Source organism: Pseudomonas sp. WS 5503, assembly GCF_012985385.1.
GTDB lineage: Bacteria > Pseudomonadota > Gammaproteobacteria > Pseudomonadales > Pseudomonadaceae > Aquipseudomonas > Aquipseudomonas paracarnis.
This window is the reverse complement of sequence record NZ_JAAQWI010000011.1, coordinates 25,871-37,676: the sequence shown is the minus strand read 5'-3', so window position 1 is coordinate 37,676 and position 11,806 is coordinate 25,871. Positions and strand designations below refer to the sequence as shown.

Annotated in this window: 11 protein-coding genes; 1 reads left to right on the top strand and 10 read right to left on the bottom strand. The window is 53.0% G+C overall.

What is annotated here, in order from left to right; all coding sequences use genetic code 11:
- The first annotated feature begins 58 nt into the window (after positions 1-58).
- On the top strand, positions 59-412 hold the full coding sequence (locus tag HBO10_RS25220) for a hypothetical protein (RefSeq protein ID WP_034127768.1): 354 nt from the start codon (positions 59-61) through the stop codon (positions 410-412).
- Positions 413-472: 60 nt separating this feature from the next.
- Here the strand turns inward: HBO10_RS25220 and HBO10_RS25215 are convergent, their stop codons facing one another.
- The 10 genes from HBO10_RS25215 to HBO10_RS25170 form a co-directional block, all read right to left on the bottom strand.
- Positions 473-1,513 carry a hypothetical protein gene (locus HBO10_RS25215; RefSeq protein WP_080757668.1) on the bottom strand — a complete coding sequence of 347 codons (1,041 nt, stop codon included), beginning with the start codon at positions 1,511-1,513 and terminating at the stop codon, positions 473-475.
- A 151-nt stretch (positions 1,514-1,664) separates the two neighbouring features.
- Entirely contained in the window at positions 1,665-3,374 is a 1,710-nt protein-coding gene (locus HBO10_RS25210) for an acyltransferase (RefSeq protein WP_034127769.1), read from the bottom strand.
- Between the two features lie 168 nt (positions 3,375-3,542).
- Positions 3,543-3,803 carry a hypothetical protein gene (locus HBO10_RS25205; protein ID WP_034127770.1) on the bottom strand — a complete coding sequence of 87 codons (261 nt, stop codon included), beginning with the start codon at positions 3,801-3,803 and terminating at the stop codon, positions 3,543-3,545.
- Positions 3,800-4,171: a hypothetical protein gene (locus tag HBO10_RS25200; protein WP_034127771.1), complete on the bottom strand. Its 372-nt coding sequence runs from the start codon at positions 4,169-4,171 to the stop codon at positions 3,800-3,802. Before HBO10_RS25200 ends, HBO10_RS25205 begins: the two co-directional genes overlap by 4 nt.
- Entirely contained in the window at positions 4,168-4,815 is a 648-nt protein-coding gene (locus HBO10_RS25195) for a glycoside hydrolase family 19 protein (protein ID WP_034127772.1), read from the bottom strand. Before HBO10_RS25195 ends, HBO10_RS25200 begins: the two co-directional genes overlap by 4 nt.
- Positions 4,816-5,028: 213 nt before the next feature.
- Positions 5,029-7,161, bottom strand: a complete 2,133-nt coding sequence (locus HBO10_RS25190) for a hypothetical protein (protein WP_169922150.1) — start codon at positions 7,159-7,161, stop codon at positions 5,029-5,031.
- A 151-nt stretch (positions 7,162-7,312) separates the two neighbouring features.
- On the bottom strand, positions 7,313-9,853 hold the full coding sequence (locus tag HBO10_RS25185; protein WP_034127774.1) for a phage tail protein: 2,541 nt from the start codon (positions 9,851-9,853) through the stop codon (positions 7,313-7,315).
- Positions 9,834-10,295 (bottom strand): NlpC/P60 family protein, encoded by a 462-nt coding sequence (locus HBO10_RS25180; RefSeq protein ID WP_034127775.1) that lies wholly within the window; start codon positions 10,293-10,295, stop codon positions 9,834-9,836. Before HBO10_RS25180 ends, HBO10_RS25185 begins: the two co-directional genes overlap by 20 nt.
- Positions 10,292-11,152: a DUF2163 domain-containing protein gene (locus HBO10_RS25175; RefSeq protein WP_034127776.1), complete on the bottom strand. Its 861-nt coding sequence runs from the start codon at positions 11,150-11,152 to the stop codon at positions 10,292-10,294. Before HBO10_RS25175 ends, HBO10_RS25180 begins: the two co-directional genes overlap by 4 nt.
- Positions 11,149-11,799, bottom strand: a complete 651-nt coding sequence (locus tag HBO10_RS25170; RefSeq protein WP_034127777.1) for a DUF2460 domain-containing protein — start codon at positions 11,797-11,799, stop codon at positions 11,149-11,151. Before HBO10_RS25170 ends, HBO10_RS25175 begins: the two co-directional genes overlap by 4 nt.
- Positions 11,800-11,806: the final 7 nt, after the last annotated feature.

Genomic DNA, 11,806 nt, shown 5'->3' with positions numbered 1-11,806 from the left:
TTCCACAAACGGCCAACCTCGATTACTGTTTGTACATACAGTACTTGAGATTCAAGCTATGAACGTAGACATGGACACCGATGATTGGCTCGGTTGCCCCACTCCACTTGAGATGTACCAGCACCAATGCTCAATCCTCGTAGATGAGCTGGTGGAGACAGAGCGCATGCTGCGTCGAGCGCGGGCGAATATCGCTGGCCTTGTGCAGATGAATGACCTGCTGATGGCTGGCAAGGCGGATGCAGAAGAAAGGCTTGCAGCAGCTGAGGAAAAGATCGGCATGCTGGAACAGCAGTACTCGTTTGCCTCTGTGCAAAGCGTGAAGATTATTACCGGGCAGCGCGACCATTTGCTCAGGGAGAATCAGCGTCTACTGGTCGAGCTTAGCGTTTACAAACAGCCATTAGCCTAACTCGCCAGTGCGCACCGGCGAGTTAGGTAGTCAAAACTTACCAGACGTTGAGGGCGACGATCACGCAGTCCACGGCTGAACGTCAACCATATAGCAATCTACGCAATCTGCGGTTATCACGGTATTTGCGATCACAGGACGACTTGCTTTTGGTCGCAAGAATCCAGAGCGAATTGATGCGGTGTGAACGCCGACGTTTACTGTATTCCGCGAGCCCCGCGCATCGATAGAAACTGTATCGATGCAGTAGTTCATGCCCATCCCCTCGCCGCAAAACTCACCACCAGAATTAATAATTCTAGTAGAGTCTTGGCCTTCAACAACTACACCCCAAGTATTCTGAGTTGGGCCAATCCCTGGCTCAATACCGGTGCAATAGCTATCGATGACAGTGTTGAATGACCCACCATTATCGATAAGCAGCATGCATCGACCGCTCCAGTCCGACGACGTAATCCGCTCTACGGTGCAGTGCTGCGCGTAGTGCATGTGCAAGCCAATAGTGCTATTACCGGTAAATTCAAGATCCCGAATATATACGTTCTGAATCGGACGAACAGTCGCAACTACAGACCCCAAAGGAGCGTCACGTTTCAGAACACGATCGAGCGTTAATGTGCTTCCACGACGAGCGATGATCTGACGAACTTCCATCGGTCCATCAGTAGGAAGTGGTTGCACTGGGAAGTTCGTATTGTTGCTAGAAATTACAATCCACTGCCCGTTAGAGTATTTTGTGATATCTGCAACTTCGATCATATTAGCCCCAGCAGCTGCCGCGACCGTCATGTAGCTTGCAGGGCGAACCCAACCTTCGTAATCGATTGCTGCGAAACTCGGGTTCGTCGGATCGGTTGGGCTTCTGCCTACGCCGCTGGAGTCGATGGTAACCTTAGATATGCCTGGTGCAGGTTCAATGATAACTCCATGATATGGCTGGCCTGCGGTATCGTTAAGATCCACACGCGTTCCAATAGGGCATGAAGTACCATCAATCTGAATCCATCGGTTTCCTTGTGCTAGAGCATCAATGATTGCTGGACCATTATCGGATTCAGGATCAGGGGTAATAACGTAAGGGGTGCTTGGATAGATACTCATTTTTTCCTCTATTACAGTAAGATTACAGAGGAAATATATCAAAACAAAACTAACAAACCAACAAGAAAATCACAAAAAAATAACATCCTTTAGAAACTAAAAAAAGGCCCCACTCACATCGTGAGCAGGGCCTAACATGAAGCTTGGAAAGTCAGCCCTCTATCTTCGACCATTTCAAAATATAGTTGCCAACACTCCCTTCATTTCCATCGATCGCAATTGAGTAAGTGAAACCCTTCTCTGCTTTAAACTCGCCATAGCTTGTAATTTCAAAGTCGGATTTGTCGTTATTCGATGCTGCAACTGGCATTGAGTCCATACTAGTGCTTGCGTATACGGCCAAAACAGTGTCGAAATCTGAGCCAGTCGTCTCGAAAGCGTACGTTCCGCTTTCTGGTGCTGTCCACCTACACCAGACCGAATTATAAGGTTTAGAAAACGGTATGTGCCCTAACTCACCCAATTGGTTAGATGCACCTTTATTACTACCCAAAACCTTTCCGCCACCCCCGCTGATGACTGTTGCAGATGAGAAATTATTTGCACAGCTTGCGGGCAGCTTGACGTCATAAGTAAACACGTACAATGCAGACCCTACGCCAACTAAAAAAACCAAGAAAGAACTGGCAAAAATATAACCTGGCACATCATGCTGCTTTTTCACCTTCTGGCCTATAACCTTGCGCTCACTGCCATCGAAAAACCTCTTGCAGAGATCGCTAACGGGCATTTCTATAAAGCGCCAAAACACATACGCCAAGGGAGTTATAAACAAGATGCTAACAATAGTCAAAATTACAGCAACTAGCGCGTTTGGAATCCCCCAACCGACAAGGTATCCAATCACTATTGGTGCGATGCCTGTGGAATCTTGCTGAGACCACATAAACATGAGTGTGATCGGATGAAGCAAATATAGACTAAATGAAATCCTACCAAAAAACGTTAATATGTTTGAGTTAAGAAAGTTCGCAGAGCGAACACTGCCAAATGCAAGAACTGCAACAATGATAGCCGCAGCAGCAGACTGAACAATGATAGCGACCGAAATAACGGTACTTCTGTACGGAATTGGATTTTGCGTTCCGACGATAACAGGCACAGCAAAAAAGAAAACCGCGATACCAATTAGAAGAAGTGCACCCCGCCACTTCACAAAATCCACAACATCCTTACCATAAAGAAAAGCAAGCGATCCGAAAAGAAATGCGTGCAGGTAGGCCGTCCTTGACCAGGTCGTTCCGAACGGATCGTACTCATACCAAAACTTAAATAGTGACAGCATCGCTAGCAATCCACACATCGCCAGCATGCTTCGCCGACCAGCAATGGACACTACTGACATAGCCAATAGAATAACAACGCTACCAATCAGTTCTGTTTGCAGAGTCCACATTACCCCATTGATAGAAACATCAAGCAATAGGGCATTATGAAAAACATCGTTAACAGTAAAATCACCAGATAGTCGCAATCCGAAAACTGAGTTCAGAAACCAAAACAAAAGAACAGTAGCAATTGCCGCCGGGTATATCCTGAACACCCTTCTAACAACAAATTCTAACGAAAGCTTTGTCGTAACACCGCTTCTTTGAAGAGAGTAGCTAAGGACAAACCCACTTAGCACAAAGAAAAAAAGTACCGGGGGCGATATGGGCCCTCCAGCTGCAAAAATACTATATATATAAGACAACCAATAATCTAACCCTGAGGATTGATCAGTTGAGCTTATTAGCTGATCTCGAACACCGTACCTGGTTAGGTACATTGATTGTCCTACATGGAATGCAGCGACTAGTATTGCTGCCAAGCCACGCGCCGACTCTAGAGGCGCAAAAAACAACTGCTTCTTCTCGCTCATAAATACTCATGAAATTGCGTCAAAGTAGACACATGAAGTTTTTTTTCGCGAAAATGAGTCATATTGCTTGACCTCCATGTCCGCCATAGCCCTTTTAAACACAGGGTCTGGCGATATTACCATGATGATGGTATTCGGCCATACAATTGCTATCATTCAGATACATTTCTATCGGCACGAGCCGACCATAGCAACAAGCTCTGCTTCGTAAGCGATCCGTTGTCGACGCTCTGCCAGCAACGCGCGCACTTTCAGCTCCAGACCGTCAGTCTTCTTCAAGGCAGTGGTGGCCCAAGGCGGAGCCGCCACTACTTTCGTATTGCAGGGCACCAGTACCGGCACCTCCACTCTCACGGTGCGCACTTCTGACTCCTTGGCCGCACACCCCATCAGCAGCACCAACACACAAGCGGCCAGTAACAACTTCATAGCCCCAGCTCCACATCGATAATTTCCCCCGCCGCTTCGGCGGGATCGCCGCCTGTTCGCTCCCGCAGCAACTTATTCGCAGCGGCATAATCTGGCTGAGATTCTTGTCTCGCCTTCTCCTGGGCCAGTGCGGCATTCCGCTCCCGCAAGTGCCCCGCCTGTACCAGATCACCAAGTTTCCTGCCCTGCTCCACTGCTAGCGCTTCCAGGTTGTCACGGGCCAAAGCCGCCTTGACCAGGCTTGCATTCGAAACATCGAGCAGCGGCCTATAATGTCGAGCGCTCAGCCACACACCTCCGCCGACGCCTAGCAATGACACAAGGATGGCTGCTAGACCTAGGCCAACTAGCTTCTGCATCGAAGTCATGCCAGAACCCTCAATGCCACTTGATACAGGGCCATTCGATCGGCTGCACCATTCGGCATCTTGCCCTTGCTGCCCGTGTTAATAATGCTACCGATATTCTGGATGTCGCCAGCATCGGCCAGCGGGTTCAGCCCGTTTACGTACCAATACCAGGCCGCCGACAGCGCCGCGTATTGCGGCTGCGCCAGCAGATCAGGGTGATTGATCAAGTCGACACCCAGAGCTTCACCGCAAGCACGATGGTTGTCCTTGCCAGTGATCTGGATCAGGCCGCGCCCTCGGTAGTCATAACCTTCACCCGTTGTCTCAGGGCCGTTGCCCATACGACCGCCATAGACGGCATTCCCCATGCGCTCCGAACTTCCCGCCAACTCGGCGGCACGCGGCACCAGGGACCGCCAGCGGGAACCCGGGCGAGCGGCATTACCTAAAGCAATGATTCTCTCCTGCGTGTAGTTCAGGCTTTCGACCAGGCGCGTCAAATGGCAGGACTCATGCCCCACTTGGGCAATGAAAGCCGCGATCCGTTTGGGCGTGACGATGCCGTACTTATTCATCGCAGTATTCAGTACAGGAACAAAAACACCGGCTTGGCGGCCGGCGTTCGGAAGTATCTGCAGCAGTAGCTGCGTAGTTATGGACATAGCTGTCTCCAGAAGGAATATTAACCAGTGCTGGCTGATTTAATTACTTGTTGATGAGTATCGTAAACGCCGCAAAATACAACCGAACAAGTTACATTCCACTCCCCAAAATGCAAGGCATCGATAATTACGAGAAACCTCATAATGTAAGGGATCGCGCCCACGAACTCAGACCTCGGAATATTTACTTAAGGCACTCAAGCCCAACTACCATCAGCTGGCGCTTACCCCAATAACGCCGGCCGTGTTACCGGCACGGTTAACAATTGTTAGCTTACTCGATACGCCGCTGAGCGGTGCACCCGGCGTTATGCTATCGAGAGATAGGAAGCCATCAACTAGCGAAATTCTATTAAGAGTCGCTCCGGCGTCTTTCCCCTCCCGGCCCGAACTTGTTTCTGTTACATGATTCATCATGCTTGTCACAGAAGAATTCTCGAACGCATAAATTCCGAAGCTTCCTGTATATATCGCACGAATACCGTGTATGAAAACCTCAGATGTGCCCAAGGCAATCACCCCAAACGTACCACCTGACAAGTTAGTACCCGGCAAAACCTGGCAGCCCGTACAATCTCCCTGAAACTGAATACATGCATTGGTCGGATTTGAAACTCTCGCTTTGACACTGACTCTTCTGGCGCTGTCCACCAGTACCCCCTGTGCCGATGAATTTCGAACAGAGCAATCTATATCAAGCCCATCGACTCGCCCGGTACCGGTCCTTCGAACACTTACGCCAGGGCCGACGAAACTGGTTAGACCAATCATGGTCAAGGCGCCAACGGTGGTGTCAATTAGATCGCCAGCGCCAAATACACCAATTTGCACTCCACCCGTTACTTCGGATGTCCAATCCTCGCCAGTCAATCCGTTGATATAGTTTCCGTATTTGTTATCACCTGTCGCGTTGGCGATTGCACCGATCACGCCGCATCGAATGGAAACGCAGCCCACGATGCCGCTATAGGAACAGCTCTCCAGCACATGACCTGTATCTAGGCAGTTTATCGCAACGTTACCGGTATTTACCGAGTGGCTCGCGCTACAGAAGAAACCATCAGCCGCCTTGCCAGTCACCCCGCAATCCAGAGCCGTGCAATTTGTAGTGTGAACACGTAATCCGTCACCAGCAGTAGAAATGCCAATACCTGGAACCGCTCCGAAGCCAAGCGCCCCCACCCCGCGAACCAGTGTAAGGTGGCAGTCCGTACAGTCCACAAGACTAACGCTGACAGTCCGAACTGTGAGGCTAGATTCGCGACCGGCTTTATTCGAATCTACGGTAAATCCTTTAAATTCAAGCCGAGACTTTCCTACCGCAGAAAGAGTGTATTCAAAGTTGGTCCCATCCATTGCCATGATGGCGGCTTCGGGAGTTCTTGCCTCCAACCTGAGTATGTTGACAGGTATGACGATTGGTCTACTTGACATACTTCGAGCGTCCCAAACCACTTGCTTACCTTGCGATACGGCCAGCAAACGATCCCAAGCGTCGGCATCATCGGTTACGCCGTCCTCCTTTCCGCCGGCCATCTTCAGTGTGTAGGCACCTGCATGTTTTAACCTCCAGCGGCCACCGTCATCGGCGACCACAACGGTGAAGTCGTTGCCCGCTGTCGTCGTGTCCGCCCTGTCGAGGTGATAACGACTATTGATCACGCCAGCGCCCGAGCTGTATTCCAACACTTCTGCATAGGGTGATCCAAACTTCGACAAAGTCTTGAGTTCGGCCATGGTGTCAACTTGACGATAGACACGCCCTACCCCGGCAGAGCCTTTTCGCGAATCAACGGGATTGGCTAGCTCCTGCCGGAGAGCCATATCACCCACCGCTCTCAGCTTTGGCGAATCAGTAGCCCACGTCCCCGTCAGAGTCAGAGGCAAGTCTTCCTGATTAATAATGCTGTAGAGTTCGCCGGAACGCTGCACCAACTGCCTGGGCCGCTGAATTACGGCGCCAGCGGCGTAGGCTAGAAATTCACTTTCATAACCCGAATTCATGAGTAGCTGGTCAAATTTCAGCTTGGCTTCAATAAGCACCTGATCGATTTCATGTCGCACCTGTTCGACTGCTGTTGCTACATCCAGCGTCGAAATATCAAGCAACATGGGGGCAACATATCCATATCGACTGATTCGAATATCGATACGATCTGTAGTTGAGTAAAAGAAAACGCGAGCATTTGCGTCGGCAAGGAATGGGTTTTCGAGGGGCACGGTGCCGGCCGAATCCGAAAACAAGATGGCTCGTTCCTGCGAGCCGTGGGCGAACACATCCACAGATGCATTAGGCAATAGAGCACCATCTTCGGCCCGCGCGGCAAAGAACTGAATAGGCTGCATAGTTATTCTCGGAGGAGTATTTAAGAAAACTTCAAGAAAAAAACCATCTAGCGCATCAACTAAAGTAGCTGCTAATCAATTTTCTCAGCCAGCAAGAATTTCCTCACCAGCAATGCAAATGAATTAAACAGGCTACTTAGCTAATAGAGCTTTAGGTTTTAAAAGTGATTACTGGGGCAAAGTTGAGCTGTGAGCGAACGCTGCTCCAGGTATCAAATGCCGCAGCCCGTAAGTAATAAGTTGTTCCTGGCGCCAACCCAGTGATCTGACCAGCCTGCGAGGCGCCCTGATAACCAATCGTGCCCGTGACCGTGGGATCGAACCCGGCCGTGGTTGCATACACGAACATGTAGCCAGCCTTGTCAGCTGCGGCACTAGTGTTACAACTGACATTCGCGGTGGTCCCGCTCACAGTCGCCGCTGTGCCGCTGACGGCCGGCGGCGCGGTGTTCACCACCACCAGAGCGGAAACAGGGGCGTTACCCGCTGCGTTTCGCTCAATGATTTCAATCCGGTAGCTGCGTACCAGCGGTCCATCGACCAGGGCATCTGCCAACTGGTAAGTGAACGTGGTGGCGGTGGTGGCAACTTCACGCAACAAGGCGTTCGTGGCTGCGTTGCGGATTCTGACCAGCCGATCTGCGGCGTGTGCCCCAGCTGCCCAACCAACGGTGAAGTAAGGTGCCTCGAACGCGCCCACTAGCTGCAATCCCTGGGCAGCGCCTGGTACAACTCGCACTGGCGACAATGTGATGCTGTAGGGCGTCACATCAGCCAAGTCCTCCGACGCCCGGCCAAACACGTTGAACGAGCGGAACTTCACCCACACCGTTTTGCCGATTTGGTCGGTGGTATAGCTGTACTTCCAGATCGCGTCATCAAGCCGCACAAACTGAGCGTCCACAGGGTGGCTGGAAACCGACGACCCCAGGCGCCCACGACGCAGGTACTGCAAATTGTAGGCGCCCGGCCCGGTGAGGGAAGCATCTCGATAGCTGATCAACTCACCATCAATCCAACACAATGTGGCACCACTATCCGCCTCGGCAGTGGTCGCGGCAGTAAGTTGATCGGCAACTGAAAGCTTTACCGACAAGGTGTTGGTGATATCCGGATCACCTCCCGCCGGCAACGGCGCCGTGAGCCTGCCAATGCGCGAGCGACCATAGACGGTCTCAACCATTCGATAGCTATCACCGTCGGCGCTGATCCAGATATCACAGCCGCCCCACGCCTCATCGGCCCCGGCGACCGCGCCCCAGATCTGCGTTTCACCGGGCAACAGCAGGCTTTCTGGTGGATTGAAGATAATCGGCGGCAGCACTGGCCCTGGTGCAGCATTCTGATTGCCTTGGTAACCGGTCTTGCTCTGCACTGGATAATTTGGTGCGCTGCCCGTCCCCAGCAACGCATCCTCGGCCACAACCGCGAGCTTGCCGTCTTCATCTTCCTCGACCGATATCAAGCGGACCAAGCGTCGATCAAGCTTCAACGCCGGTTCCGTGATCGTGATTAGATCCATCGGCTCAAGTAGCACATGCTGCCAGCCGAGGGAAAAATGGTATTCGTTACGGATGTACAGCTTGCGCTGCACCAACAGCTGCGCCGAGTGCGACGCAATGGCCGTATCGCAGATCTCGTACGCCTTGATGGTGTCCATCGGCTTGGACCCGAATTGCTCGATGGCTGCCTGATCCGGTGCGCGCACCACGTCCGTGTTGTACTCATGATCGCGATCAAGAATCTCCAGCGACACCTCGTTGTAGCTGTCGGCCTGGCTCTTGATCTTCAGCTGAATCGGCGGTTCGCCCTCTTCCGCTAAAAAGTCGTCATCTGTGAGGTGCGCTACGGGCGTGACATTCGGATACCAGGTAACACCGTTTCCCGTGACGACCTGATCACCAAATGGAATCACCTTCATCTTGCCGGCAGACCAGATCACCTCGCTGTTAGTCAATTGCAACCAGCGCGTAATGGCTTCGCTGCAGGGGGCCTGCTCATCCAGCACAGGACTGAGCAAAAGGTTTTCCGCCAGGCAGTAATCGCGATAGTTGCTCAGGTCATCAATCCAGCGCGGATCAAAGCCTATGCCGTCCAGCGGATCCAGCAGTAGCCCGGGCAGAAAGAGCCCGGGGTTGGCGTCGGGCAAGCCGGGCACCTGGTAGGGACCGTCGACCTCAAAGGTGTGGTTCTGCACGCCGGCATTGTCGTTGAGCAAATAGCGGGCAGCGTAAACGTACGACGTGTCCGAATAAGCGATCGCCTCGGTCGGGTGCTTTGTCTCAAGGTATCCCCAAACCGGCTGATCCGCGGTGCCCGGCATGAAGCTGAAACCGATCTGTGCCAACGCCGACTGCGTAACGCCATCGACTACCTTGTCGGCAAAGACTTCTTTGTCACGAAAAATCCGACGCACCGCGCTGAGCTTTCCCCGGCCAATACCGAGGATGATCGCGGCGTAGTAGGTATAGGTCGTGTCTTTCTGCGTTGCGCCACCGCCGCCCTTGCCACCGGTTTTGGTCGTGGTGGTTTTGGCAACCGCTTCGAAATCGGTGTAATAGATCAGGTTGGGACTGATTCGGTTACGACCGGCAATCCAGGCGATGGGTTTGCCGCTGGCACTGCTCTGGATCTGCAGCGCGTTAATACGAGTCGCGCTGTTGGAAATTGAACTACCGCCACCTCCCCCCATCACTGCCTCCAAAACTGTCGAGTGTGTAATAACGCACTGGTCTACTGGCCAGGCGCTCTTCGCGCATATCGGCGACTTCGACGCCGATAGCTAGAAACGAATGAATGACCCGGTGCTCATCGATGACCACAGCGCCATGGCTATAGGTGCGGCCGAACTGCCAGATGGCGACATCTCCGGGTTGCGGGGATTCGACCTGGTGCCCGTACTCTTCAAGCCAGGACAGGTAAAGCTCCTTGCTGCGGTGCAGATGCCAATCCTGCGCGTAGGCACCGGGATCGATCCAAGGCAAGAGACCAACCGAGTGGTAAACCTCAATAAGCAACCAGGCACAGTCCACGCCCACGCCCAGCAGATGCTGACGGTGCTCGTAGGGTGTCTTGAGCCAACGTCGGGCCTCGGCAATCACCGCTTCGCGCTGCTGCAGCTCAAGATCGCTCATACAGAAGTCTCAGCTACGGGGATAAAGGGCATGCCGCGATAACGTCCGCGGTTGCCAAACTTGTTGGTGCAGGCGTCGAGTGTGCGCGGGCAGCCGGGGTAAATAAGGAACTGATCACCCACTTGCAGCTCTGCCGGTAGCCCGAGTATCAGAGTGACGGCACCGTCGGCCGTTTGGCGACGAACAGTGCGCGAAACACCAGCATTCCCGCCGTTCACAAAGCGAATCACACCCTGATCAAACCACCCATTTTGCGCGCCGATGTTGGTGCGAATACGAAGGCCGCTCGTGGACTCCAGCACCGAACCCGCAGTTTCGAACAACGAGCGATTCACACCGCAATCGTCGCTATAAACAGTACGCAGGCATCCTGGCTGATAGACCCCTTTAGGCACCTTGGTATCAAGCAGCTCCATCGGCGACTTGACCGAAAACGTCGCCTGCTCGCGGTCGGCAGGATCTACCTCGGCCACTCGCCCAATAAAGCGCAATACAGTGCCGATCACAGGCGCAGTCCAATCGGGCATGAACGCCCGGGATAGCGACAAGGAAGCGCCATCAAAGCCCCCTCCGGCGATGAATGCCAGAATAGGCTCACCCAGCAGCGTATCCTCGATTCCGGCGTAAAGGGTAACGCTCAGGGTATCGACCTCTACCCCTCGCACCGTCCGGATCCCGGTACGCTTTAGTAGTGGCCCTGACGCCGAGTAATTCGCACCATCAGCGAATAACTGCACCCCGGCATCGGTGTATCGCAGCACCTGCCCACTCGCCAGGGTGATGGTGTATAGATCGGCCATCACAAAGCTTCGGGCCGTGGCCAGAAACTGCCTCAACTCGGGACTGACATCGATCATGGTTTGATGCTCGTAAAAGAAACGTTTTTCATCTCCCAAATCCGGCCGAACGGCTGCGCGCCGTCCAGCGAATCTGAATCGTATGCACAGCGAAAAAAGAACGCGCCGGTCCATTCAAGCGCCAAGCCCATGGCAGGGGCCTTAGCAAAGGTGATTTTGCCAAGAGCATCGACGCTGTAAGCAGTCACGGGCACCCCAGCGACCGTCAACAGGTCTATGTTGACCACGCCATAAACGGGTTCTACCCACCCCTCGATGGCCCGCGACAGCTGAAACGTTCGGGTAACCCCGTCGCCAAAGCCGAAGCGATGCTTGGTCACTTGGTGATCGGTCCTATCGAAATACAGGAAGTCCCCGAACTGCCCTTTGCGCTGATTGAAGAACGCGACCAGCCGCGACCATTCATCCAGGCCGGGACGTTTGCGTACCGCGTTGTAGTTGATCTGAAACGTCCAAAACGGCGCTGGGTAATACGCCGTGGTACGACGCCGTCCACTAGCTGACTTTTGCACTCCCGTGCTCCATGCAGGAGATTTTTTGGCAAGGAACGTTTGCCCTGGCATATAGGGCAAAACATCGTCCGCCATAACACCGCGATCCGGTAAACCGGCAATCCAACGCGCTGGAAAAAAAGGCCCGAGCAGCATGAAAACT